This is a genomic window from Microcoleus sp. bin48.metabat.b7b8b9.023, assembly GCF_013299185.1.
Taxonomy (GTDB): Bacteria; Cyanobacteriota; Cyanobacteriia; order Cyanobacteriales; family Microcoleaceae; genus Microcoleus.
Window position 1 is genome coordinate 13,634 of record NZ_JAAFKG010000068.1, and the last position, 26,904, is coordinate 40,537.

At 45.6% G+C, this 26,904-nt stretch carries 19 protein-coding genes and 1 pseudogene; 10 read left to right on the top strand and 10 right to left on the bottom strand.

The window, feature by feature from the left end; all coding sequences use genetic code 11:
* Positions 1-261: 261 nt before the first annotated feature.
* The 3 genes from QZW82_RS27845 to infC all read right to left on the bottom strand — a co-directional run bounded on the left by QZW82_RS27845 (position 262) and on the right by infC (position 4,970).
* Complete coding sequence (locus QZW82_RS27845; protein ID WP_293156112.1) at positions 262-738, bottom strand: cyclic nucleotide-binding domain-containing protein; 477 nt, start codon at positions 736-738, stop codon at positions 262-264.
* A 388-nt stretch (positions 739-1,126) separates the two neighbouring features.
* On the bottom strand, positions 1,127-4,183 hold the full coding sequence (locus QZW82_RS27850) for a HEAT repeat domain-containing protein (RefSeq protein ID WP_293156115.1): 3,057 nt from the start codon (positions 4,181-4,183) through the stop codon (positions 1,127-1,129).
* A 253-nt stretch (positions 4,184-4,436) separates the two neighbouring features.
* Positions 4,437-4,970 carry a translation initiation factor IF-3 gene (infC, locus tag QZW82_RS27855; protein WP_265239585.1) on the bottom strand — a complete coding sequence of 178 codons (534 nt, stop codon included), beginning with the start codon at positions 4,968-4,970 and terminating at the stop codon, positions 4,437-4,439.
* 417 nt (positions 4,971-5,387) lie between these two features.
* Here infC and QZW82_RS27860 point away from each other — a divergent pair, with 417 nt between their 5' ends.
* Complete coding sequence (locus tag QZW82_RS27860) at positions 5,388-6,419, top strand: alpha/beta fold hydrolase (RefSeq protein WP_293156121.1); 1,032 nt, start codon at positions 5,388-5,390, stop codon at positions 6,417-6,419.
* Positions 6,420-6,796: 377 nt separating this feature from the next.
* Here QZW82_RS27860 and QZW82_RS27865 read toward each other — a convergent pair whose 3' ends face one another.
* The gene (locus QZW82_RS27865) at positions 6,797-7,030 is read right to left on the bottom strand and encodes a hypothetical protein (RefSeq protein ID WP_293156124.1); all 234 of its coding nucleotides are present in this window, start codon (positions 7,028-7,030) and stop codon (positions 6,797-6,799) included.
* Positions 7,031-7,855: 825 nt separating this feature from the next.
* On the opposite strand from QZW82_RS27865, the gene QZW82_RS27870 reads away from it, so the two are divergent.
* The 6 genes from QZW82_RS27870 (at position 7,856) to QZW82_RS27895 (ending at position 13,830) form a co-directional block, all read left to right on the top strand.
* On the top strand, positions 7,856-8,941 hold the full coding sequence (locus QZW82_RS27870) for an RNA-guided endonuclease TnpB family protein (protein WP_293156127.1): 1,086 nt from the start codon (positions 7,856-7,858) through the stop codon (positions 8,939-8,941).
* A gap of 171 nt (positions 8,942-9,112) precedes the next feature.
* Complete coding sequence (locus QZW82_RS27875) at positions 9,113-10,903, top strand: N-acetylmuramoyl-L-alanine amidase (protein ID WP_293156130.1); 1,791 nt, start codon at positions 9,113-9,115, stop codon at positions 10,901-10,903.
* Between the two features lie 193 nt (positions 10,904-11,096).
* Entirely contained in the window at positions 11,097-11,957 is an 861-nt protein-coding gene (gene murI, locus QZW82_RS27880) for a glutamate racemase (protein ID WP_293156133.1), read from the top strand.
* A gap of 326 nt (positions 11,958-12,283) precedes the next feature.
* Positions 12,284-12,838, top strand: coding sequence for an NYN domain-containing protein (locus QZW82_RS27885; protein WP_293156136.1), 555 nt, complete (start codon positions 12,284-12,286; stop codon positions 12,836-12,838).
* A gap of 585 nt (positions 12,839-13,423) precedes the next feature.
* Positions 13,424-13,654 carry a DUF433 domain-containing protein gene (locus QZW82_RS27890; RefSeq protein WP_293156139.1) on the top strand — a complete coding sequence of 77 codons (231 nt, stop codon included), beginning with the start codon at positions 13,424-13,426 and terminating at the stop codon, positions 13,652-13,654.
* Positions 13,651-13,830, top strand: a complete 180-nt coding sequence (locus QZW82_RS27895) for a DUF5615 family PIN-like protein (protein WP_293156142.1) — start codon at positions 13,651-13,653, stop codon at positions 13,828-13,830. Before QZW82_RS27890 ends, QZW82_RS27895 begins: the two co-directional genes overlap by 4 nt.
* Here QZW82_RS27895 and QZW82_RS27900 read toward each other — a convergent pair.
* The 5 genes from QZW82_RS27900 to QZW82_RS27920 form a co-directional block, all read right to left on the bottom strand.
* Complete coding sequence (locus tag QZW82_RS27900) at positions 13,824-15,059, bottom strand: DUF4365 domain-containing protein (RefSeq protein WP_293156145.1); 1,236 nt, start codon at positions 15,057-15,059, stop codon at positions 13,824-13,826. The genes QZW82_RS27895 and QZW82_RS27900 overlap by 7 nt on opposite strands.
* Before the next feature lie 261 nt (positions 15,060-15,320).
* Positions 15,321-16,526 (bottom strand): glycosyltransferase family 2 protein, encoded by a 1,206-nt coding sequence (locus QZW82_RS27905; RefSeq protein ID WP_293156148.1) that lies wholly within the window; start codon positions 16,524-16,526, stop codon positions 15,321-15,323.
* Positions 16,527-17,000: 474 nt separating this feature from the next.
* Positions 17,001-18,314 carry a precorrin-6y C5,15-methyltransferase (decarboxylating) subunit CbiE gene (gene cbiE, locus QZW82_RS27910; protein WP_293156151.1) on the bottom strand — a complete coding sequence of 438 codons (1,314 nt, stop codon included), beginning with the start codon at positions 18,312-18,314 and terminating at the stop codon, positions 17,001-17,003.
* Between the two features lie 113 nt (positions 18,315-18,427).
* Positions 18,428-21,949 (bottom strand): AAA-like domain-containing protein, encoded by a 3,522-nt coding sequence (locus QZW82_RS27915; RefSeq protein WP_293156154.1) that lies wholly within the window; start codon positions 21,947-21,949, stop codon positions 18,428-18,430.
* Between the two features lie 29 nt (positions 21,950-21,978).
* Entirely contained in the window at positions 21,979-22,716 is a 738-nt protein-coding gene (locus QZW82_RS27920; protein ID WP_366665100.1) for an AAA-like domain-containing protein, read from the bottom strand.
* Here QZW82_RS27920 and QZW82_RS27925 point away from each other — a divergent pair.
* Positions 22,703-23,425 carry an IS1 family transposase gene (locus QZW82_RS27925; RefSeq protein WP_293144988.1) on the top strand — a complete coding sequence of 241 codons (723 nt, stop codon included), beginning with the start codon at positions 22,703-22,705 and terminating at the stop codon, positions 23,423-23,425. The two genes, QZW82_RS27920 and QZW82_RS27925, sit on opposite strands and share 14 nt — an antisense overlap.
* 54 nt (positions 23,426-23,479) lie before the next feature.
* On the opposite strand, the gene QZW82_RS27930 is transcribed toward QZW82_RS27925, so the two are convergent.
* Complete coding sequence (locus QZW82_RS27930) at positions 23,480-24,160, bottom strand: AAA-like domain-containing protein (protein ID WP_293156156.1); 681 nt, start codon at positions 24,158-24,160, stop codon at positions 23,480-23,482.
* Between the two features lie 235 nt (positions 24,161-24,395).
* Here QZW82_RS27930 and QZW82_RS27935 point away from each other — a divergent pair, with 235 nt between their 5' ends.
* Positions 24,396-25,517, top strand: a complete 1,122-nt coding sequence (locus QZW82_RS27935) for a hypothetical protein (protein ID WP_293156158.1) — start codon at positions 24,396-24,398, stop codon at positions 25,515-25,517.
* A 745-nt stretch (positions 25,518-26,262) separates the two neighbouring features.
* Positions 26,263-26,750: pseudogene (locus QZW82_RS27940) on the top strand (ISAzo13 family transposase); the annotation flags it as partial.
* Positions 26,751-26,904: the final 154 nt, after the last annotated feature.

A 26,904-nucleotide genomic window follows, 5' to 3' on the forward strand; every position in this document is an offset into this window, starting at 1 on the left:
CAGGTTCGTAGTGAGGACTTTAGTCCTGAGATTTTGATGAAGAAGGACTAAATTCCTCACTACAAACGAATTCTCCAGGTTCGTAGTGAGGACTTTAGTCCTGAGATTTTGATGAAGAAGGACTAAAGTCCTCACTACAAACGAATTCTCCAGGTTCGTAGTGAGGACTTTAGTCCTGAGATTTTGATGAAGAAGGACTAAATTCCTCACTACAAACGAATTCTCCAGGTTAGACCAAAACACAATTCCAGTTCTCAACATTTATCGCATTTCAGGAACTCTCACAGCATCAGGAGGCGGCATAACCGCTTCCTTAGCATTCAACTTGATATTCAACTCGCGAATCCGGCGCGACAGCAAGCGAATAATATTAACAGCAATTCCCGGCGTTTCATCGATCGCATCATAAAGCTGCATTTGAGTCAGCATCAAACACTCCGATTGTTCCAGAGTCGAAATAGAAGCCGATCGAGGTTCCGCATCAAATAGCGACATTTCCCCGAAACAAGCCCCCGCCTTCAACTGTGCCAAATCCCGATCGCCTATATGCACCCGCACCGTACCCGATACCAAGATATAGAGCGATCGGCCTTCTTGTCCTTCCGTAAAAATCCTGTGCTTAGAAGGAAACGAAAGTTCGTCCATTACCGATGCTAGACGCACAAGAAAATCATCCCGCAGTTCCTTAAAAATCGGAACTTCCCTGACAAACAATAGGCGTTCGACGCTAGTTAACATAATGCGATGCAGTGATTAATTTATACTTTCAAAGGAGAAGGAAAAGGAGAGTGGGAGAGGGGGAGAGGGGGAGAGGGGGAGAGGGAGAGACTGGGATAATGGGGTAATGGGAAAATATGCCTTCTTCGCTCTTCCTTACAGCAAGCATCTCAGTTTTGATTTTATAGTGCGAGCGTCCCCGCTCGCGATCTATACCAACACTCGCGAGCGGGGACAGCACTGTCAAGAAACTGCTTTTTTGCAGGAGACGCTCGCACTGTCAAGAAACTGCTTTTTTGCAGGAGACGCTCGCACTGTCAAGAAACTGCTTTTTTGCAGGAGACGCTCCATCCTTACATCCCGTACATTGCTCGTTACCGAACTTCCTTCTTCCTTCTGAATGATAACTTTACCTTTTTGGGCCACTCCCCAACTCTGCCATCATCTCTTCAACTTGAGCTGATACCAAATTATCGGGGTCATTTTGCAGCCTCGGCAACAATTCGAGCAAAGCCCGCGGTGAAGCTATTTTCAAATAGGCTAACACTGCTTCGCGGACAAAACCCGTCGGGTGTTGCAGACAGACAAGAGTTTGTTGGGCGGTAAGGCTCCAACGCGCTTCCCTCGCCAAATGAAAACAGCAAGCTAAAGTCCAATCCGAAAGGAAATGGCGCAATTCTAACAAGCGGCGCAAACGATCGCTCGGGGATAGAGGTTTGTACACCATTAATTCCGAGAGATTGCTCAATTTCTCTCTTTCCGAGTGCTGATCCAACAAATTGATCAGCGATCGCTTCTTAGCGATATCCACAGTATTGTCGAGAATTTCCAATCCCCTAGCCACCAAAGAAGGTTGGCCAGAAGCGATGTTGAAAGCAGCGGCTTGTACGGTGTCCAGTGGATAAAGAAACTTCATCAGCAAAAAACATCGCTCCTTAGCATCAGCTTCCAACCCCGCCAGAGCGCGTTGCAACAATTGAGCCGTATCGTTCTCGGGTGCAACCCGGCTGGCATCCCGATCGGAGAAATTGCTGTAGGTTGTTACCCCAGATAAATCCACCATAGCCGCATAAATTTGACCGATAAACATTAGCTCCTGTTCGATGAGAGTTTCCAATCCGCTGCGGCCGATGCGGTCTAGAACCCCTTCTATCCCCGCTTCCGAGGGCATTTTCAACAGGATGCGGAGGATGTTGCGCCTGGTAGTTCCCCAAGCCGTCATCAAATTGCTGACCAAAATGTCGATCGCCTCTACAGTCCCTATTTGACCGAGAGCAGTCCAAGCTTGCAATCTGACCAAATCCGACTTATGGATGTCCTCAGCCAGATAAACGAGCAAAGGAATCGCATCATTGTGAAGTTTGACGATCGCCTGCAAAGCCGCTTCTCTCGTCGATTTGTAACCGAGTCCGCGCAGCAGCGAAGGATAATATTCTTCAGAATGAGTAGACGAAATCACGTCTAACAGAGCGCAGCGAACTCGCAGAGATTCATCTTGCAACAGATTGGGGATATACAGCCGCAGTCCTTGCAAATAATCGGCCTCTCCCAGAGCCCGCGTTCCCATCACCCGTTCTCGTTCCATCTTGTGGGTAAGCATTTGGCGCAGCGTATTAGTAGCCTCTGCCTTTTGCTGGCGATCGCCCCTTCTCATAATTAAAGCAGCAGCCGTACCCCGCACCACCGGATCGACAGTCGCCTGCAAGTAAGGGCGCAAGCTGTCAATATTCGGTTCAGCCTCCGTCAGCCAAATGTAACGCAAAGCCAAGGCCAGCACCTCCGGCGGCAAGGATTGCTGCGAAAGCGCCCGTACAGCTTCTAAATATTCCGGATTCGGGTGTTGCAGCATTGTTTCCAAGCTCTGGCGCTGCAACGATGCCGACAGCGAATCGAGAAGCGGAGCAAGAACTTCTCCGACATTTTTGGGGTCAATTTGCGTCAGGAGTTCTATGCAAGAGCGCTTTTCATCTTCGCCTCCCGGCTTTTCCAGAGTTTCCACCACCGCGCGCTTGAGAGCTTTGAGGTCAACGTCTGTGACACCCAAGCGCCCCCGTTCAGCACTTTTGACCAACAAACCGACGTATTGAGAGCGGATCAGCCACACTACAAACAGCCACACTAGGGCCAAAAGTACGATCGCCCCGATGAATACCAAGCTTTGGTTATCGTGAAATACCGTGTCTTTTTCGTCTTGGTGGGGCAGTACCTTGTCTGTCACCCACAGCATAATCAGGATGCCAACTCCTGTCACTCCGCAGGACATAGGTTCGCCCACACCGTTGACTAGAGTTTGAATTCCCGATCGAATATTGTCAGGAATCGGTTGGAATAAAACCGGGCTCACAGTTTCCAACAGCGTGTAGTGCAGCAGTTCGTCCAGAAATCTCAGCAATATCAGTCCGATGAACACAGATACTAGCTGGCCCAGGGATGCTCCTATCGTCAGCACGCCCAGAATCGCGATTCCCGCAGGCAAAATCATCGCCGTTACGAATACACCGATTCGTTCTACCAACCGGCTGGAGGCGAACCACTGAGTCGCCACTTGAAACAAGCCTTGTATGCCTTCGTAAATCCCCAGGAAGCTAGCAATCCAACTAGCTCCACTAGCGCCGTCCGAAGGATTTTGGTATTCTAACTGGCTGTAGAATTGAAAATCTACCAACACATAGAGGACTTCTGCAAGGACGAAAAAACTAACTAGAGGTATGGCGTATTTTTGGAGAGGGCCTGTTACTTTGCGGGCGGCAAATTCTTGTTGGTCGTCGTCTTCATCGTCATCTGTCCAGTGAGCCGTTTCCGGGAAAGCTTGGCGGTATTTTTCTGTCAGGTAGTACAGCAACAGCGAGCCTGTCGCCACCATTAACCCCGATACTAGAGTAACGTTTTTGAGTCCGACTACATAGAGCAAAACCGGCAGAGAAAACCCGCTAACTACTCCAGCCACTAGATAACCACTACTGACTAGCGGATAGGTGCGCTTGATTTCTCTAATATTAAACAGTTGGTTGGAAGTAATGGAAGTATTGAGGTCGTTGAGGACATAGCAAGCTTCCACCCACAGCCACATCAAAAAAATAGTAATAAAAGCGATGCTGATGCCAGCTATCTTAGTATTTTCGTAGCCGATGCCGAATCTAAACAAAAATAGCGGTACCGACATCATTCCCAGAACCACTACAACGGTGCGTCTCAGGGGCAGGATTTTTTGCAGCCACGAGTAGACAAATCCCAAACCAGAACCGATAAAGGCGCTGGCTATATAGATAAAGGGCATTTTGTCCGCACCGAATTCGTCTAAAAACAGACCTACCGTGCTGAGTTCCAGCCAGATCAGCCCGACGGATGTTAGAGTGTAGACGAGGAACATCAGTATGGTTCGCTCTACTTCTTCCGATCGCAGGTTGAGCGATCGCAGCACTCCTTTTCCTGCTCCCGCCCAAGCGCTGATTTGAAAATTTTCCATGCTTAAGAGTGCGTAGATATCCCGATTTTAGATTTTAGATTTTAGATTTCGCCTAGCGCGAGCGCCCTTACGATTTTAGATTTGCTCCACAGATGGAATCTAGGAGCTGGAACTAGAGTCTAAAATTTTTGTTTTGACCCTCGACGACTAGAGTCGGAAACCTATATCCATTTTTGGGCATAGCAATTAGTCTACCGTCACCAGTCTATTACTATTGACTGATGACTGATGACTGATGACTAATTGCTCATAACTATTTTTTCGGCGACAGCAGCATCATCATACTGCGGCCTTCTTTTTTCGGCGCTTGCTGCACCTCTGCGATTTCCTGCAAATCTGTGGCCATGCGCTTGAGCAAGTCCTCTGCTAGGTTACTGTGTTGGATTTCCCGACCTCTGAACATGATCGTGGCTTTTACTTTGTCCCCAGATTTGATAAAGCGGTCTGCTAGTTTGAGGCGCACTTGGTAGTCGTGTTCTTCAATTTTGTAGCGCATCTTAACTTCCTTCACGTCAGCAGTGTGTTGCTTCCGTTTGGCTTCTCGCGCTTTCTTTTCCTGCTCAAATTTGTACTTCCCGTAGTCCATAACGCGACATACAGGTGGGTCAGCTTTGTCGCTGACAAGTACGAGGTCGAGTTCTTTTTCTTCTGCCAGACGCAGCGCTTCTGCGGGTGTCAATATCCCTAGTTGCGCGCCGTCGGTATCGATCACCCGGATTTTGGGGTATCGAATATTTTCGTTGATCTGGGGTAGGTTGCGATTTTGTCTTCTTTCAATCACAGGCATGAATGGTTTTACAATCAGTAGTTTAATATTGAAGCTTCTTGATAGTTACAGGTTCGATCGACCAATCTTTTATTTTGTTCGATCGAGCTATTGTGTAAGGTGTTACCCTTACCGGACGTACTATCGCGCCCTCTCTCCCCTCAGCTCAAGCCTTAGAGAATATTTGGACGATCGTAAATGAATTCTTACAATACCTGTTATTCTACTCAGTCTGGCCAAGTTTCTGCTTAGTTTTATTTTAACTTCACACACGATCGCCCGCCCCCGTGCCAGATTTGTGGTAAAACCGTCGCAAATTCCCGGTAAATCGTTAAAAATCAGGTAAAACGCCTTTTATTAGCTAATCTCGCCCAGTCCCATCCGTTCCCCAAGTCCTCTGAGTTGCCTTGTAGAATAGGTATAACCAAATGTAAATTTATGTTGCGAACAGAGGCAAAATTGACAAATTCTCTGCACTGGCACCAACGGGTGGGAACTCAACGAGACTGGGTGTGGCGGGGTTGGCAAACTCGCTACAGCTATTTGCGGCCGGCTTTAGAACGCGATAGAGGCGCGATCGAATTTCAAGATTCCCAGGCCGAACCAATCCCCTCAAAGCCATCCACCACACCGATTATTTTACTTCACGGATTTGGAGCTTCGATCGGTCACTGGCGTCAAAATCTCGGCCCCCTCGCCGAAAAACATACAGTTTATGCCTTGGATTTGTTGGGTTTTGGCGCTTCCCAAAAAGCTCCCGTTGACTACGACGTGTCTCTGTGGGTCGATCAAGTGTATGATTTTTGGCTGACTTTTATCAGAGAGCCAGTAGTATTGGCAGGAAATTCGATCGGTTCCCTGATTTGTCTGGCCGCCGCCGCCGCTCACCCGGAGATGGTAGCCGGCACGGTGATGATTAGCCTCCCAGACCCCTCTGTGCGAGCCGAGGCGGTACCCGGATGGCTGTTACCGGCGATCGAAGCTGTCGAAAGCTGGTTTGTTTCTCCGCTCATCCTCAGGCCTCTGTTTGCTTTCGTCCGCAAACCCTCAGTTGTCCGCCGCTGGGTCGGCTTTGCCTACGCCAACCCGGAATCTGTTACCGACGAATTAGTGGACATTCTATCAGGGCCTGCGGGCGATCGGGGAGCCGCCCGTGCCTTCTGCGCTGTATTTAAAGCTGTAGGCAGTTCACAATTCAGCCCCGGTGTCAAGACTGTACTGCGAAATTCCACAATCCCGATGCTGTTAATTTGGGGCAAACAAGACCGGATGATTCCCCCTAAATTCGCCCGCCCCCACCAATTTGTCGAATGCAATCCGCAGTATGTAGAGCTAGTTGAACTAGACAATGCCGGCCACTGTCCCCAGGATGAATGCCCGGAACAAGTAAATGAAGCAATTTTGAACTGGATCGATCGAAATTTTGCAGCTACGGGCGAGAGTCAATTACAGATACATTTAACCCAGTAATTCCTGGCAAGCCAAGGTTACTGAGTATGGTAAAACTTGGAAATCATCAATAATTCCACCCCAATCCCCACATCTCAAATCTCAAATCTCAAAGATGGATTTACTTCGATAGCAAAACTGAGATGCTCCCTGAGAGTCAGTCGATTGGAGATTTTCTCTTTTCGATTTGAGATTGACAAGAGCACCGCTCATTGGGGTTTTAAGTAACCTAAACCACTTTTTGGTTCTGGGCAAATTTTGTGTTCCAGCAAATCTCGCTCTTTAGGTGAGATAATTTATTGCATTTCATTGTCGCTTTTTTCAGCAATTTAGAGATTGACACAATCGCCAAGATACTGTATCTTCTCTAACTGGTAGTATAGGTGCGAGTTATGCAGTTAGTCGAAAGGCAGGCCATCAACCCAAATCGCAGGTTTTTGCCAGAAGCCGATCGATTGTTTTTGGTGTCGAGAAAACTTTACAACTGTGATAACAATATCTCCGGTCAAAACTTTTCCTGGGTCAACTAACCAACCATCTGGCGGTCGATCCCGCGCGTTCAAAGAGTTTTGGTGACAAAGCATTGCCCACCAAGTTGAGACAAAACACTCTCCGGTTACAGTTAATAGCATTGACTAGCGATCGTGGTTTAAGATTAGCGATCGCCCGAACCCAGCTAACAACTAAGTTTCCAGTAGTACCGGAAATGCCTGACTGTCCCAATTGCGATCGAAAAAGACGGAAGACGCGCTATGTAGTTATATGTCAGGGTCAAGCTGTCAGAGAAAATGATTTTCTAAAAGGATATGCTAGTCGGTCGGGAACTAATATTTAGGTGAATTCAAAAGTGATTTCAATCTTGGAAATCCTGATTGCGATCGAGATAGGTTGTTAAGTTATCGAGGTAGCCTATGAAAAGTTAGAATACAATGCAAATGTCAAACGGATTATTACCTTAATGTAACTATCTCTATCCATTAAAGACCTGTACAACAGATTTCTTGAAAAGCGGTAAAATTCCAACTTCTAACTTCAAGAAATTAGGTGTTCATTGCTCTTATAAATAGCAGCAGCACCAGACGGGCCGGATGTTCGGAATTGCTGAAACCCTTGATTTTATTACTTGTGAGTTCTTTCGCGACTATAACTAAAGTTTTATAACCGATCGCATCCTTGAAATCGCGATCGCGCGATCGTCGCCCAACTTCCTTCTTCCTTCTGCTATAAATACCTCCTCTTGTGCCAACAATTTCTCAGTCAGCTTATAATCGATCGCCCCCAAGTATGCGGGCTAGAAACTGTAACTAGATTGTTAGACAAAGTTGCCCATCTTTGCCCGATCGTGGGTAGCTTTTGTCTCCTGTTAAGTTTTCCATACTTGCTGCGGTGTCTGATATTGGTCACAATCAGACAGTGCAAGCAAGAAATATATGCCACGATCCAAATAAAGGAATGCCATGCTAGTCGGATTTAAAACCGAATTAAAACTCAATGCTCGACAGCGAATACTGCTAGCTAAACATTGCGGGGTAGCGCGTCACGCTTGGAATTGGGGACTGTGGTTAACTAAAAACATTCTCGATCACAATCAAGCAAACCCCAAGGAAAAACTCAAATTTCCCACAGCTATTGATCTGCACAAACTGTTGGTAGCTTTGGTGAAATCAGAGAATGCTTGGTATTACGAGTGCAGCAAATCTACACCGCAGAGCGCATTAATAGCATTGCGAGAAGCATGGAAACGGTGTTTTAAAAAGACTGCTGGCGTACCAAAGTTTAAGAAAAAAGGAAGGCGAGATTCTTTCACATTAGAAGGGACAGTCAAAATCAGCGGGAGTAACAAAATCCAAGTTCCTGTAATTGGCGTCCTCAAAACTTATGAAAGGCTACCACAAGTATCAACTAAGTCTTGCGCGATATCCCGTATTGCCGACAGGTGGTTTATCAGTTTCAGGTTTGATGTAGAACAGCAAGAGTCATGCAAAACAGACATCGTAGGAGTTGACCTCGGTATTAAAGCATTGGCTACTCTATCGACAGGTGAAGTAGTTATCGGTGCTAAATCCTACAAAAAATATGCAGCAAAACTATCAAGGATGCAATGGTTGATTCGTCATAAAGTCATCGGTTCAAGTAATTGGCAAAAAGCACAATTCAAGATAGCTATATTGCATAGAAAGATAGCTAACATCCGTAAAGATACGTTGCACAAACTAACGACATTACTTGCCAAAAACCACGGTGTAATAGTCATAGAGGATTTGAATGTATCCGGGATGATGGCTAATCATAAACTAGCTGCATCAGTTGCTGATATGGGTTTCTTTGAGTTACGACGCCAGCTCACCTACAAATGCAAGTTGTACGGTTCAAAGTTGGTAATAGTTGACCGTTGGTTCCCAAGTTCAAAAACCTGTTCTAATTGTGGAACAAAAAAAGAAACACTCTCTATGAGTGAGCGAATGTTTGAATGCAGCCATTGTGGTTTTAAGATTGACCGCGACTTAAATGCAGCAATCAATTTGTCAAAAACCGTCAGTTAGACGGGGATAGCCTGCGGACTGGTCTAGTGCCGACACTACCAGGTTGAAACAGGAAGTAAGATTCCCCAGGACAGCTTTGTATAAAGTTGGGTAGCTTTGGGTAAGTCTTATGTAACGGCAAGCAGCACCCTTCCAGCTTTTAGCAGTAACGCAAACGAGGAAAAAACTGTCGTGAAATTCCACTGGCTACTACCAAGTTTCTTAAGTGTATTTTTGCTCACCGGAGCCGCCGAAGCAGCTAGACTGCAATCTTGGCGGTTTGATGCTTCAGAGAACCGGCTCTACATTAGAACAGAGGGGGGAGTCCAACCCAAGGCTCAACTGATTTTCAACCCCACGCGATTGGTAATCGACTTACCGGGGACGAGTCTGGGCAGTCCCTCGGTCAATAAACCGCTCTCAGGGGCGATCGAATCTGTGCGAGTAGGACAGTTTGACAGCGATACCACCAGAATAGTCGTCGAACTCAAAGACGGGTTTACTCTAGACCCCCAGCAAGTAAAATTTCGGGGCATTTCTGCCAGCGAGTGGACAGTAGATTTACCCGCACCGGTACGGGGAGGAACTCAAAATTCGATTTCAGAACCCGGGGGAGAAAGATTATCGGTTGAACCTTCAGCAAGGGAAACCCAATCTGCTGAAGCGACTGTAGTTCAGAACGTTCAGGTGACGGGGGACGGTTTTTTGATCCGTACTGCCGGCGGCAACCCCCAAATTAATTTTCAACAAAGTCGGGCCGGGGACATCGCCACCCTCGATATTGAAGGAGCTACTTTAGCTCCGGGCGCAGGCGGGCAACAGCCTCAAACCAATGGCAAGCACGGAGTTGACAAGATTGAAGTCCGGCAACTGCCAACAGATCCGCCCGTTACCCGCGTAACTTTGCGGATGAAGAGTTCTAATACTCAGTGGCGGGCTTCTGTCGGCAATTCTGGCTCGGTTGTGCTATCGCCAGGAGGCACGAGTCCGCCAATCCTGACGCGCTCCCAACCCCTAACTGTTGGGAGACCGGCTCAAGGAAGTTTAGCGAGAGTTCAGTCCATTGATTTATCGAGTAACGGCACGCAATTCGTGGTGAGAACTGACCGCCAAGTCTCCTATACCAGCGGCTGGGATCAATCATCAAGAGCTTACTGGATTCGGCTTGCTTCTAGTTCCCTGGCGGGGCAAATTCCTCAGCTCGATGGCAACAGTCCTGTATCGTTTACCGCTAGCCAGGAAGACGCGGAGACTGTGGTGATTTGGGTGCAGCCGCGATCGGGGGTACAGGTAGGCAGGGTGACGAGACCTAACCCGCAGGTGCTGTCTTTGCAATTGCGATCGAGTAGTAGCGCGCAGTCACCTTTGATTCGCGATCCAAATCCGCAGCCGTTGCCGCCGAGAAGCAGTATAGGAGCGGGTGATTTGCCCCAAGGTTCTAACCGCCGCGTCGTAGTGGCGATCGATCCTGGCCACGGCGGCCGCGATCCGGGTGCCGTCGGGATTGGGGGCATTCAGGAGAAGGAGATTGTTTTAGATATCTCATATCAGGTGGCAAGGCTGCTAGAACAGCAGGGCGTGCAAGTGGTAATGACTAGGACTGACGACAGCGAAATTGACCTAGAACCGAGAGTTTCTTTGGCATCGCGAGTGAATGCTGCTTTGTTTGTCAGCATTCACGCCAACGCGATTAACATGAGTCGCCCGGATATTAGCGGGATTGAGACTTATTATTTCGATAGCGGGGAAGATTTAGCCCGGGTGATTCACGCCAGTATTTTGGATGGGACGGGGGCGAAAGACCGTCGGGTGCGGCAGGCAAGATTTTATGTTCTGAGGAAGAGTGCTATGCCTTCTGTGTTGCTGGAAGTCGGTTTTGTTACAGGTGCTGAGGATGCTGCTAGACTTTCCGATCCAGCTTACCGGAGTCAAATGGCGGCTTCGATCGCTCGTGGCATTTTATATTATCTTCAACAAAGATGATGGGCAGTTGACAGTTGACAGTTGACAGTTGACAGTTGATTAATGTTATTGGTTATTTGTTATTAGCCACAGAAAACGATTAACAAATGACAACAGACAACTGCTTTCCTGCCAACAGTTAACAGACAAATGACAACAGACAACTGCTTTCCTGCCAACAGACAACAGACAACAGACAACTAACTATTAACAAATGACAACAGACTCCAGACAACAAAGAATCGGTATATTTGACAGTGGCGTGGGCGGTTTGACTGTTTTGACGCAGTTATACAAACAATTGCCCAACGAATCAATACTTTATTTTGGAGATACCGCAAGGCTGCCTTACGGCACTCGGGCTGCGTCGGAAATTGTGCATTTTGTCCGCGAAATTATGGCCTGGTTCGTGGAACAAGATGTAAAAATGGTGATTATGGCCTGCAACACCAGTTCTGCTTTGGCGATGGAGATGGTGCAGGCTGAGTTTGATATTCCTGTGCTGGGAGTAATTCTGCCGGGGGCCCAGGCGGCGGTGCAGCAAGGCAAGCGGATCGGGGTGATCGCAACTCCGGCTACGGCTGCTAGCAATGCCTATCGAAATGCGATTTTGGAAATGGACGATTCTTGTCGGGTATGGCAGGTTAGCTGTCCGGCTTTTGTGCCTCTGGTGGAGCAAAATCGGATTCACGATCCTTATACTTCTGAGGTGGCTCGGGAATATTTGGCTCCTTTGATTCAGCAGCGAATTGATACGCTGATTTACGGTTGCACTCATTATCCCCTGTTGGCTCCCGTGTTGCGATCGCTCTTGCCTGCTGGGGTGAATTTAATCGATCCTGCGGTGCGCGTGGTGGCTGCTGCTGCCCGAGAATTGGAAGTTTTAGGGCTGCGAAATTCGGGTGCTGCGCTGCCGACTCGTTTTTGCGTGAGTGGTGTCCCGCAACAGTTTGCGGACTTGTCGGTGCAGTGGCTGGGCTGTACTCCTGCGGTGGAGAAAATATCTCTACCGGCGGTTGTCCGTAGCGAAGCGGGGCGTCAGCCATCGCCCGTATCCGTCGAATCTCTCGAATAAGCGGGAAAATTTATCGATCGTTCGCAAGCGTTGCTTACAGAGGACGATCGCACAAATCCCAAACCAATTTCCCATAGGAATGCAACTTTAAGCAAACTCCAAACCCATATGTGACAAGTCATTCCCCATTCTTTAATCAAAAATCGAAAATCGAAAACCGACAATCGTATTGCCCTCCAGATCCCAGACGCCTAGGGATTTGGGGGGTTTAATTATTGCGATCGGAGGTAGCAATCAATCATCAATCTGTAATAAGATTTAACAAAAGCTTTGATGAACAATGCAAATAACGTCCTCTATCTGCTGGAGCTCTTCAGCCTTGAACCATGTCACCCTATATATCGCAAGCAGTGTTACTTGTAGACGGCTATAACATGATTGGACTTTGGCCTCGACTCCGAGAGAAGCGCGATCGCGACGAACTCGAAACAGCCCGCCGCGAGTTGATTGAGGTTTTAGTTAACTACAGCGCTCTTCAAGATTTTGAGGCCAGACTCGTGTTTGACGCTCACTATCGAGATACTCCGAGCGTTAAAGAAATTATTACTAAAAATTTATCAGTGCACTACACTGACTTTGGTCAGACGGCAGATACTTATATTGAAAAGTCTTGTGCTAGTTTGCGCTACGAATTGCGATCGGTCAAAGGCAAAGGGCGGATGATTGTCGCCACATCAGACCGAGCGCAGCAATTGACAGTAGTCGGCTACGGCGCCGAATGGATGTCCGCCGAACAACTAGAGGCTGACGTAGAATCCACCGCCCGCCGCAGCGAGCGCCAGCACAAATCCCGCAAACAGAACCCCAGTCGCTTTCTGTCCAATTCCCTCGATCCAGAATCGCAGCAGCGCCTCGCCAGAATGAGAATGGGGCTGCATTAGCGGCCCAAACCCGCTTTCTGTATGACAAATAAAAAAGTTTGTCAAAGGCCTTGCCAAATCGAATCAGTTCAGCTACTATTAGTAAATGTGGGTGACAAAAACCACGCAATCCTCGGTAGCTCAGTGGCAGAGCGATCGGCTGTAATGAATCCAAGCCTTTGGAATTAACCAAAAGCCCTAGTGACATAGCAGCTTTATCCGGTAACGGGTACTGAAAAATCGGGTGAATTCAAGGAAACCGCAGCACTTCGGGTGGCGGCAATCTTGAGCCAAGTCCAGCGAAAGGCAGTGGTTTCGACCGCAAGTAGCCGGAAAGGTGCAGAGACTAGAGATGAGGAGCCTAACCAATAAATCTCACAGCGCCCGACATCCCGCGATAGATGATAAGTCTTGGTTTTAGGGATGATGATATAGTCCGCGCCCTTCGGAAACGTTGGGATAAGTGTAACCGATTGGTCGTAGGTTCAAATCCTACCCGGGGAGTTAGTAAAAGTCTGAAGTTGGAAATTTCCAGCTTCAGATTTTTTTGTTTTTATTTTCAGATATGTTTTTCTATAATGTAGGTGCAAACACTTTACCTGCATCATGAGCTATCGCGATATCATCACCATAGAGCCGGATAAGCGAGGTGGCAAGCCCTGCATTCGTCGGATGCGAATTACGGTTTACGATGTTCTTGGCTGGCTGGCTTCTGGAATGTCTATTACTGAGATTATTGACGACTTCCCAGAATTGACAGAAACAGACATTAGAGCCTGTCTAGAATTTGTTGCCGATCGCGATCGTCGTTTAGTTGCTTCGGTGAGTGTCGCTTGAAACTACTATTCGATCAAAATCTGAGCCGAAAATTAGTTACTCGCTTGGCTGATATTTTCCCTAACGCTAGCCATGTTCAGTTTCACGGGCTAGCAGATAAAACAGATACAGAAGTCTGGGATTTCGGCAAGTTCACGGATTTATTGGCAATCGAAGTCTTTTTGTATTATCAGTGAATCTTCTCAAGTTCAAATTCTAGTCGAAGCAGTTCTTTTTGATAATTCTTAATAGCTTGATCTACCAAATAGTTTCTATTACTTCTTTCCCAGATTTCTAGCCCTTTCTCAGAAAAAGGCAAGACGATGTTATGTGCAAAAGCCATCACGCCTTGAAAGCGTTGACTCAAATCACTACATTCAGTTGGGGCTGAACCGATACGATCCACCTGAAGATATAACTTTTCTATCTCTGGATATAGTTGTGACATACGATCTAGATAATTAGCTTCAATTAGCTGCTTCCGATTGAACATATCTGTGAATTCGATCGTTTGATTAACAATAAGTTTTGTGTTACTCAAGATGCAATTCATAGAATCTAGATAGTCTTCCTTCGTTACTTTAAACGAATCAAAAATAGTCGCAAGCTCTCCATAGCTTTTGTTCAAGTCAATAACCATTTCATCATCAATTTGTTCACCATCTAGCTTTATAGGTGAAAATTTGGGAGATAAATTTTTACTAATCCACTGAGTTCTACAAATCCAGTTTGCAGAACTCACATCCTCTAGAGAAAGATACAAGAATAGCCAAATTACTTGAGCTTCTTTTCCTTGCCAGAGTAGTTTTACCTCGTTGTTTCTATAATATTCTCTAGATTTTAGTTCAGCAGTAATTTTTCTGGCAATTTCTATCATATCGGGTTTTGCATATTCCTTGCTTAGAAGAATGTTTGCAGAATATCTTTTTGCCCCACGATGACTAACATCCTGAAATGAAAGGATTGTGTAACCATTAGTCGCAGTCAGTTTTCTACTAAACTCTTGAATTTTTTTAAGCGATAGAATATTGATCTGCTGTTCAAAAGGGATAATAAGTTTCCATGCCTTATTGGTCTTCTGGACATTACTGCTATTAACCGCCTGCCAATAAGCAATTTTTTCCTCATCATCATATAAAACAACCATGACAGGTAATGAGTGTTTCTGCCAGTATTCTAGATGCTCTGTGTTGACATAAAAAACAAAGCCATCAGTGGTTTTCTGCTTAAACCAACTTTTCCCAGATTTGATCTGAAGTGCAATTAATTTACCTGTTGCTGTATTACTCTCAACCACTTCAACGTGAGCATCGATGCCATAGTCTTCTATAGGTTGCTCACGAAAGATCCAACCTAATGTCTCAAAGAGTAAGTTTGTTGCGGCAACACCAATTCTTTCAGTACGAGAGTTTGAATCAGCTTTCATAATTGTATCGCAGAGCCAGTATAATACTTTGTTTAACCTAAAACTACCGCAGATTCATCATCTATGTCAACCTTTTTACTCCCCGTAGGAATCTCCTTTTCTGGATCGAGTTCGGCACACCATCCCACTCAAACACATGAGTCGTGGCACTCAAAAAAGTTACTTGTATTACATATTATGCGTCGTAAGGTGCGTCAGAAACAAGAGTTTCGAGTTGCATCAAGTATCTGGCTGACGCACCCTACCGAATATTACCTCATACTAAACATCCCGTTCTGTACGCACCCATTTAGTTTGACGTTTCAGGATAAAACCCAGATACAAAGGAATTTTCCACAGGATGTAAAAAGGTACGGATAATAGAGTTGCGCCGGAAATGTCGGCACGCCCGAATTTTGCCCAAGCGCTGACAATTGAAACTAAAATTAGCAATCCTTGTACTCCTAATAATATGGCGGGAATTGCGGATGCTCCGATCGCTGCTGCTACTATTGAGGCGGCAAAAGCGGCTAGCCAGATAGCAACTAAAAGCGATAGGGGAGGGACGGCTAAGTCGAGGGCGATCGCCATTAAGTCAAAACGCTGTTGCTCGATCGAGGCTGTCGCCAGCCTGGGAGTTTGAGTTAGCAAGGTTTGTAAGTGTCCGTGTTCCCATCTAGTTCTTTGAGTTTTCGCTACTTGTTGCTGCTGCGGCAAACATCCGGTGACTCGGGCTTCGGGGCAGAATACCGTTGGATGTCCGGCGATCGCCAAATCCAAGCTCATTTGCATATCTTCGACGATATTGCTGCTGGCTAAGGGAACATCTCGAATGATTAACCAGGGAAAAGCCATGCCCGTACCTGTTAGCAATGAGGGGAATCCTAACTGTTTTAATCCGCTCGGCCGGACTAAATTTTTCACTAGAAATGCTAAGGCTGAAATCGAATCTTTTGGGGTAGGATTGGGTGGCTGTTCCATTAAATATGTTGCTTGCACCGGCCTTTGTTCTGCCATTGCCACCCGGGCTAATTTATCGATCGCGTCTGGCTGACAAATGCAGTCGGCGTCAACCATGATGATTACTTCTGGGGGGTCTGAGGCGATCGACTGCAAGCCAAAATCTAGGGCGTATCCCTTCCCCTTGCGTTCTGTGTCGTGGCGCTCGATCGCCCTTGCACCGCTGTTGCGGGCGATTTCTGCTGTGGCGTCGGTGCAGTTGTCAGCAATCACTAACAGGCGGTCTTGAGGCGTTAGCTGCGGCAATATAGTCGAGATGGTGGCTGCTATTCCTGCTGCTTCGTTGTAGGCGGGAATTAAAACTGCTACTTTGGGGCGGGGTTCTTGAGTTTCCGCTGTAGTGCCAAAGCTGGACAGGAAAGCTGCACAGCATTCTAGGAATAGAACTGCAACCGGAATTAGAACGATCAGGGCGATCGCCGAGAGTACAACATCAACAAATAGGAACCCTAGCTGATTTATTTGCACAATTCTAGTACCTTAATTTAATTTAATTTACTGCGGTCATGGAGTTGATTTAATCAATTTGCACCTGGGTCAACGAGAGCGAACAACGCTATCTCAGCTATCATATCATGTCCGAAAAAATCAGCATTATTCGGTGCGATCGTTCGGACTAAAGTCCAATTAGACTGCTCGGTTCATTCAGTTGACAGTTGACAGTTGATAGTTGTAGGGGCGGTGCCCCCGTGCCCGCCCTATGAAAGTTGACAGTTGACAGATGAGGGCGACCTCTACCTGGAAGTCCGAGGATTGGAGTAATGAAAAGGTTAAGATATTAAAGCGATGGCGTTGCTTAATCATGGTATGAAAAAAATAAGTTTAAAATCCAAAACCTTTGTGGATACTGGTTTCTATGACAGACCTATTTAGCCTTTCATACCGTAAATCAGCAACGCCAAAGCGATTTCTCTGCGTTCATCTGCGGTTAAAATTCTAGAATTAATTCAAATGTCGATCGATCGTCACAATCGAAATTGGATTCAACGCATCAAAACGAGTCAAACTGCCCCCAGACACAGAACGCGACAACTGCACCTGCACGATGCGGTAACTCCAGTGGGGTTCCCGGCGCACCCGATCGCCAATCCAGCTTAAAACAGTAGCAATATCCTCAAAAACATCCAAAGCTAGGACGATCGACCCTCCAGCGAGCAGCCGCAGAGCGCAAACGCCCAAAATTTTAGTCAACCCTCCACCGCTACCCCCGATAAAAATCCGGTGCGGCGGACGCAAGCGGTGCAAGATTTCCGGGGCGGTTCCGTGAATCGAAAACACATTTTGTAACTCAAAACGGCGACAATTGAGTTCGATCGCAGAAGTACCAGAAACCGTTTGTTCGATCGCGTATACTTCGGACTGCGGGAATAAACGAGCAATCTCGATCGACACAGAACCGTTACCAGCACCTACATCCCAGACAACTTGTTCGGGTTGCAAAGCCAATTGTGCCAGTACCAACACCCGCACTTCCCGTTCCACCGTCAAACCAGGCCTGTCGCCACAACCGATAAAAGCTGCATCGGGAATACCCAACAAAGGCAACTTTCCCAAATCCAAAGCTTCTGTCGGCGGGGACTGCCGCAGCATCACCACCACGCTCAGAAGTGCAAAATCCTCTCCCAATAAAGCTTCCAGAGACCTGTAACCCACGCGCTCTTCGGCGGAACCCAAATTTTCGCCAACCCAAAACTGGTAGCGTGTGGGCAAATCCAGAGCTTTCACCAAACTTGCTATGGCCGCCGGAGTGCGAGTTTCGTCTGCGAGTACCGCAATTTTCTCAACACCCAGCTTGAGTTTGGCCGTCAGTTCCTCAAAAAAACGTCCTTGGGAACCCACAAAATGAGCATCCTGCCAAGGGATGTGCAAGCGGTTAAAGGCCAACTGCACGCAGCTTACATGGGGGTGAAAAGTCAATTTATCCGGCGGCAGTTGGGAAATGAGCAACTTTCCCCAGCCGTGGAAGAGCGGGTCTCCGGCTACTAAAATTACAATCAGTTGATGCGAGGGGGTGGAGGGGGGCGAAAAAGTCCCTGCATCTGGCTCTAAATTCGCATCTGCGGCCAACCAACGCCTAATTTCCAGAATTGCTTCGGTTAAATCTTCCAACGCCCAGCGCTCGCAGGATTGCTGGGGAAAATAGCTCAAATGGCGATCGCTCCCGATGAGCAGAGCGGCCATTTCTACAACCTGCCGCGCCGATTCGCTCAGCCCAGCAGCTCCATCTAAACCAATACCAACAACGTGTACAGTCACTTTTGCATTAAAAAGTAAAAAACCAGAATTACTGATTTTTTGTCAATAATCATAATTATGGATTGAAAGCAACTGCCCAGCGATATTCTGCGTTTGGACGGTACGATCGCCCTTTATCGGGTACGATCGCAAATCTGCCGATCGCCCCGGTCTACTCTAACATTGTGATGAAGGTAATCCTCCATCCAGTGGCAACCTTCTGGAATTAGCTGCTTTAATAGCAACGTTTCGGCATTCCAAAGCTCTACTTTGGCATCATCGCTAACAGTAACAAGGGTTTTACCATCCGAACTGAATTCAATATTCCAGAAAGGATAGCCGCGCCCTTGGATTGTTTGAATCTCTTGCCCTGTCTCGATATTCCACAACCGAATTCTGCCCTCAGCACTGCTAGAAGCAAGGGTTTTACCGTCAGGACTGAAGCTGAGTCCTGTTATACCAGCAGAATGTCCGCTCAATGTTTTCAATGCACGACCCTCTAGCGTCCAAAGTTTAATGGTTCTGTCATGACTTGCCGAAGCAATTGTTTTGCCATCGGGACTAAACCGCACACGCACAACATGGTTGTTGTGTCCGTGAAACGTTTTCAGGTGTTGTCCCTGAAGGTTCCAAAGTTCGATCGTACCATCGTGATGACCGGAGGCAAGAAACTTACCATCACGGCTGAAACTCACACTCCAAACTTTACCTGCATTTGCCCTGAGCGTTTTTACTTCTCCATTGCCAATCTGCCACAGTTTGATGGTGCGATCGTAACTGGCAGTTGCCAGGGTTTGACCATCGGGACTAAAACCCACATCAGTGACTTCTTTGCTGTGTCCGTTGAATGTTTTCAGTAGTTGACCGTTGATATTCCAAAGTTTGATAGTTTTGTCGTAACCAGCCGCCGCGATCGCCCTACCATCTGGACTAAAACTCAGACTCCCGATGCGGTTCCATTCTTGATTGCTTTTAGCATTAATTATGGCTAGTGCTTTCCCCTGCCAATTCCACAGTCGAATTGTCCGATCGTCTCCGGCTGTGGCAATGATTTTGTCATTGGGACTAACGCTCACACTCCATAGAGAATCGGTATGTCCGTGTAATATCTGATGGTTTTGGTTGCTCAGATTCCACAACCTTACCGTATCATCCCCTCCAGCAGTAGCAATAGACTGACCGTCGGGGCTAAAACTAACTGCAAAAACTCCAGTATGGTGCCCTTTGAACGTTTTGAGTTCTCTTCCTTCTAAGTTCCACAATTTGACAGTCGCATCGGCACTTGTCGAAGCAATGGTTTGACCGTCTGGACTGAAACGCACCCCAATGGCAAAATTATTGTGTTTGCCGATCGTCCTAATTTCTTTTCCTTCTAAATTCCACAATTTGACCCGTGTATCTCCACCTGCGGTGGCAATTAACTGACCGTCGGGACTAAAACTAACACCAAAAATCGATTGCGAATTTGCCTGGAAACTTTCAATCTCTTGCCCATCCATGTTCCAAAGCTTCACCGTTCCTCCCAAATCTGCGGAGACAATCTTTTGAGCGTCCGGACTGCAATTGAGACTCCACACATCATACTTGTGTCCTGTGAGAGTTTTAACTTCTTGTCCGTCGATTTGCCAAAGTTTGACTGTATGATTCGCACCAGATGCAACAATTACTTGACCGTTAGGACTGAAACAAAGGTCAGCCATAAAACTCTCTTCATCGCCACCAGGAAAGGTCATCAATTCTTTGCCATCCACAGTCCATAGCTTGACCTTTTTGTCGGCACTGATGGCTGCAATCTGTTTACCATCCGGGCTAAACTTTACATTTCTAAAAAGTTGATTTTGTCCCGACAACCGTTGGAGTTCTCGTCCATCCACACTCCATAACCTAACGGTGTTATCATCACTTGCTGTTGCCAGGGTTTTACCATCTGGACTAAAGTCTACGCTTCTGACTTTATCGTTGTGTCCTTCTAAACGATTGCGTTCCCTAATTTGGAACATGACTCGCTGCAATGCCAATTGGACGGACGATCTAGTTTTAGTATCTACCCGAGGTGCAACATTCAACTGAGTGGCGGCTTTCAAGGCGGCGAGTAAAGCATCCAGTTCCTGATTAGCATTCAGTGAGGCTGTGGAAGCTAGGCTGAAGGATTTTATTCTCTCTTGTTGTGCAGTTTGGAGCATTTCTCTAGCCAATAATCCTGCTGCGATCGCACTCAACAAAGCCACAATTAGGATGACACTCCCTAATCGGATGCGTCGATTTGCTTTGCGGTTTGCTTGTTGCAGGACTTGATTCGCATCCGACAAGACTTCATTCGCCTCTGCCAGGATTTTAGAAGCTTCGGCTTCTGTCTCAAGTTTTTGTTGCAAATCGCGTTGTTCTAAAGCTCGACTTGCTGACAAAAAGTGATAATCTTCATCGCTGAGGCTTTTATCCTCTGCCCACTCTAGGGATTGCCGCAATACCTGTCCCCGCAACAGCCATGATTCTTCTTGTCCGTTAGCTGCCAACCAACCCGATAAAGCAGTGGCATAAAAATCAGGACGGAGGCTAGTGGATTCTTGTTGAACCCAAGCCAAGTTAAACACCGTCGCATAAATGCGGTTATAAACGCAGAGTTTGTCTCGTTGCTTGACCACCAATCCTGATAATTGCAGCTCCAGGCGATCGGGACTGTCTTCTACAGGAATTGCGTTGAATTGTAAAATTTGCTGGTATAGCCCGAGTAATCTACCTCTACGCTGTCCGCTGCCACGAATGCGATCGCGGATTGTCCTCAGATGCGGTGGGTTATCCTGAGATTCCCAATTTTCAACAATATATTGTTGCACCAATTGCTCAATATTCGGCTTGCAATTTTCGGCTTGTTCTGCTACCAATTTACATAACTTTTGAGTTAGAAACGGTTGTCCGCCCGTCCAATCTAAAATTTCTTGTAAAACGGCTGTTGGATTCGCTACTTTTCCGACTAATCCCTGAGTTAATGGTGACTTAGCTTCTGCCAACTTAAATCCGGTCAAATCGATCGATCGACCAATATTAAAGGGAGTTATTTGCTTGTCAACCATCAAGTCGGATGGTGTGGCAACTCCCAACAGACAAAAGGTCAAGCGATTATAGATGGAATTGTGCGATCGTTGCTCGTAGCAAGCGCGAATTAAAGCAAATAGATCGTCCGTTGAAAAATTTAAGCTCTTGACGTTATCAATTTCTTCTAAAAAAATACAGACTCTAGGACTAGCAACTTTGACCAATAGAACATCTTCAATAAATAGACTGAGTTGTTGGATTGCAGAAAGTTCCGCTTGTTCTTTTCTCCAAGTCTTCAAATCAAACGTTCCTGAAAGCTTGAAAACTCTGACCAATTCCACAACTAACCCTTTATACCATTGGTCAGCCGTCACTTGCTTAGCACCCAGCTTGGTCACATCCACCGCCGCACAAGCAATTTTCTTCGCCTCTAGCAGTTGCATAGTTCTTGCTTTTAAGCTCGACTTCCCCATCTGCCGAGAGTTAAATACATAGCAAAATTCACCCGCTGCCAATGCCTCCAATAATTCCCGATCTGCCTGCCGCGTTACATAACAGAGTGCATTTGGCGGTAAGCTTCCTCCCACTTTGTATTCATAATTTTCGTTGTAGGTTGTATTCATTATTTTATTCGGATTAGAAGATTCAACCCTCAAACAAGATTGGTACTGAAATACTGACGATATAACTCGCAACTTGGTGTTACTTGGTTGCCGTTAAGATGCACGAGTCCCATGCTATCCAACTGATAGACAGTTAGGGATTCTAACTGAATAGGACTTTGTGCAGTCACGACTTGTTTCAAGGCGAATGCTAATTCTGGTTGCTGTTTTAAATTGCCTAAACAACACCGCAAATGGTCGCTATAAACTCCAGCATGGGTTGGAGCATCTTGCAGCAATTGCTGAAGTGTCATATCCTGACGAGCAAGGTGATACAAGGCCAGTCGAATCAGATAGGGATGCCCTCCAATCATCGCCGTTAACGATTGGGTCGTTTCAACAGTCCAAGTTAAGCCATGTAACTGAGCTAGCGTCTGGACTTGCTGTTGATTAAATGGCGGCAATCTCAGGGGTAGCCCAACATTAAATGGAGATTGATGGATATTTAAGGAGATATATACTTCTGTTGAGTGAGCGATGACTAATCGAAGTTTTCGCCAACTTTCTTGGAGTGTGGCTTCTTCATGCCATTCTCGCAGCAAAGCTAAAAAATCTTCAGCAATATCGGGATAGTTAAAAACTGTATCAATTTCGTCTAAGCTGAGGACTAAATCCGTATCTAACTGTTCTAATAAATGGGTTTCAAAGGGTAGTGCCTTGAAGGAAAGGATCGAGTAAGTTACTATTAGAGAGAAGTGTTTACCATAGCGTGATATGACAGTAGAGATAGTCCATTGTCCTAATTGTAGCTCAAAAGAAGTTAGTCGGAACGGTAAAACTCGGCATGGTAAACAAAATTTTAAATGTCGAGATTGTGGTCGTCAATTTGTTTTAAATCCTGAATGGAAGCCTATTACAGAAGAGCAAAAAGAGTTAATGTCACGGATGCTACTTGAACGTATTTCTCAGGCAGGGATTGCTCGGGTACTTCAAGTGTCAGAAGATACAGTGCAGCGATACGTTAATAGCCAAGCGGCTGCTGTTAAGAAGCAAGTGGACGTGACTCCCAAGGAAAAAAAACGCTTGAATGTTCAGATGGATGAGTTATGGTCATTCGTTGATAGTAAAGGAAATCAGCAGTGGGTCTGGCTGGCATTGGATGCCCAGACTAGGGAAATTGTTGGTGTACATATTGGGGATCGTAGCGCAGTATCGGCTCAAGCTTTATGGGATTCAATACCACCAGTGTATCGTCAATGTGCAGTAATTTATACCGACCATTGGAGTGCTTATGATTCTGTATTGCCCAGTAAACGTCATCAGAGTGTAGATAAAGATAGTGGTTTGACTAGCTATATCGAGCGGTTTAACTGTACTATTCGACAACGAGTATCTCGACTGGTAAGAAAGAGCTTAGGCTTCTCTAAAAAATTAGAAAATCATATTGCTGCAATTTGGAGGTTTGTGCATCATTATAATGCTAATTTACAACTCTAAATGCCTACTTTTCTTTGAGTTCAGTTTATTCTCTCGATCCTTTCCTTCAGGGCACTACCTTTCAAAGTATCCAGTACAGCTTACCTTACTACCAATTTCTTCATCCCAGTAGTCATCAAGCTTTGGTTCTAGCTTGAGTTCTCGACTCACATTCAAACAAAACCATCGTAAAAATTTATTTAAGCTTGTAAAGACTGTTTTTTCAGCTTTTCGCAGGTTCATGCGAACAACTTGATAATTTTGTTGAGTCGCATAAGCCAACACTCGATTGAGTAAAGAGGTTTTCCCCATTTTTCTAGGTCCTCTGATCCGAATCAGAGAACCGGGCTTCAAAATCTCCTTGTAACAGTCAGATTCGATCGGAGGACGTTCGACATAAAAAGGAGAATCCGGTGCTAAAAATCCTTCTGGAAATTCTAGGGCCGTGCAATTCGATGTTGGTGTTGACGCAGTTTTTTGCCATTCTCGCTTGAGTGCTTGTCGGAAGTTCTTCTTTGTTACTTCTTCGCCTAATGCTGCTGACAGTTTTTTCCACAAGCGATATCCCACGTCTCCACTGATGTAGTTCTCAGTCAGAAATAACTGTTCGGCAATCTTTCCATAACTTTTACCTTCCCACGCGCCTCGAAGCACCTCTATCTCAACATCACTGAGGTGTTTTTCAGTATGTTTTAATACCAGTGTATTAACGAGATTTTGGGTTTGTTCCCAAGACAGTTCTGTTTCAGCATTCATGGCTTAGAGTAGCAAGATGAATACCTTTGATTATATCACGAATTAACGGGTGAATCAATGGGGTTGCTGCACCTGACTTTTCCAGACTTTTTGATTTAAATGTAATTTGCAATCCTGAACTTTTCCTGTTTACTATCTCCCCTTTTCCTGATTTTTTTGATAGTAAACTCCAGAAGTTTACCAGTGGTCGTATCGACTTGCGATCTGTAAATATATAAACATGAAGCACAAATGAGTGCCAATAACAGACAACACAAAAAAACTAAAAATTATGCACAGTTGCGAACAGAAATGCGAACAAGTCGATACTTACAGCGACAGCCGATCGATTTTGCAAGAACAAGTACCAGAGTTGTTACCACTTGCTCAAGAAATTGTAAATGCAATCGAGTTAACCTTTCTCAAAGTTACAGCAAATTTTGCAGATCCTGGAACATTTCCATTAGGAGAATTTCATGAAGGTAGTCTTGAGATGCTACTGTCAAAGCGATTATCAGCACTAAGCGATCTCAAGAAAAAAATTGCGATTAACAATGTTAAGTCGGCAATAGAAAATTTGGATCTTCTTCGAGAAGGAAAGTATTCAAATCTTTCTGCAGCGGGTGTTATTGACAAACTCAAGCAACCAGAACCAATTTTTGAAAGTGCATCGGATTTATTTCTGAAGCATGGGAAGATCTTTCGGAAAAAAATCAAATTTTTTGGTGAAGTCAATGAGGATATATTCATACGTATGCGTCCGGAGTTTGATAAGATTGCTCTCCGCATTCACCGTGTCAAATGTCTGGTAGAAACTTCTGGAGGTGGTGATGATGAAATCGAGCTTGCAGCAGTAATCACACAACCCAGTGGTGCAACGAGTAAATTAGGGCCTCAAGTAATCTCTAATGATTTTGATGATGGAGAAGAAGTCTACTTCGGAAATTGGTATTACGCCTTCTACGATCTCTGGAATCCAAACCACTTTCTGGGGTTCCCGAAGCTTTGTCAATGCACATTTATCTTATCTGAGGTTGATAATGGTGGTTTGCCAGACATGGTTCAAACTATTTACGACAAAATTAAAGAGAAAGTTGCTTCTGCCATAGGTATAGCTGTCGGCACTCTTGTTGGATCGCTTGCTGGACCCGTCGGTGCTGCTGTTGGTGCAGCAGTAGGATTTGTTATGGGAGCACTGTTCAGGTTTTTTCAGATTTGGTGGGAAGATGATTTGTTTCCACCTGCTACGGTTGGTGCGATGATTCCATCGTTTGACGCACGTTGGAATGGCAGCACGATTAGCCCGCAGTATTCATGTTACTTTAAGGAGCATGGAGGGTTATATCGTATCGATTATTCTTGGCAATTTGTGAAGTAGTTTACAACTGTCACAGCAGATGTATGTTGGGTTGACGCAAGGAAACCCAACATCAAAAATCGATGGTTTTGTTGGATTTCGCTATTGAGCTTAAGAGTAAAGAGGAAAATTCTCAATTGAACAAGGCGGACTGTATCAATGATGAGAAAACCCGCCCCTTTCAGACTGATGTAAATCAGATAATTCAACGGGTTAAATAGAATTATTTTCGATAGCGCCGAACTTTCTTGTAAAGGGAAGCAAATCAATCAGAGTTCCAAAATTTAAGGTGCATATCAAAAATCAATTCATTAACTGTCCGGTTAACTTAAGCGTTGAGTTGAAGAATCTCATGGAACACAGATTGCCGACCCATAACTGCCTAAGTTCTCATACCGTATAAAACATCTACCCGACACTTTATGGAGCGATCGACATGGCAGCATATAACATTGCTTCTTTGCCTGTTTACCCACAATCAAGTTTATAAAAAATCTGGTGCAGACTGCTGAGTAATAAATAAAGAGTCAAAAGAGAGGTTCCCAACATGAGGAATAATTCTATGACGACTATAATGCAACGTTCACTAAGGGGCTTGCAATTAAATATAATCCCAGTTATCCTCGAAGAGTAGGAAACAAAAAATTTGACATGAGCGGTTGTGACTTCTGTAATTGGGATGCTAAAAATGATCTTGAGTGAGCCAGTTAAATTAACATTCAAAGATGCGGCCAAAAAACTAACGGGCTATCGCCGTCGAGACTTTATGGCAAAAGTGGCTGAAGACTACTTTAATGGTTCAGCTCGCAAAGTAGAAACATTTATAGGATGGAACCGCTCCAGCATTCAATTAGGCTTAAATGAACGAAGAACTGGGTTGATTTGTGTTGATAATTACCGAGCAAGAGGGCGACATAAAACTGAAATTTTGCTGCCCAACTTAGAAGCCGATATTCGTTCTTTAGTAGATCCAGAGTCTCAGACAGACCCGAAATTTCAATCGACATTTTTGTATGCTCGGATCAGTGCCAAGGCGGTACTATCGGCATTGGTGAGCCAGAAGAATTACGACAGTGAGCAATTGCCTTCTCGTCAGACAATTGGCACGATTTTAAATCGGATGGGGTATCGCCTAAAAAAACACAAAAAACCAAGCCGTTGAAAAAAAATCCCGAAACAGATGCGATTTTTGAGAATGTCTTGAAGGAGAATAAAGCCTCCGATCGAGATGTCAAATCTCTACGAATATCAATTGATACCAAAGCGAAAGTAAAAATTGGCGGCGTTGCTGAATCAAGGTATGAATGCTCCAGGAATGGGAATATCGTCAAACTTCAAGTAATGTATTAATAATTTAATAGAATGCTTGAGCATTTCCTCACATTTAGAATAACAAAGAGTCTTGCGA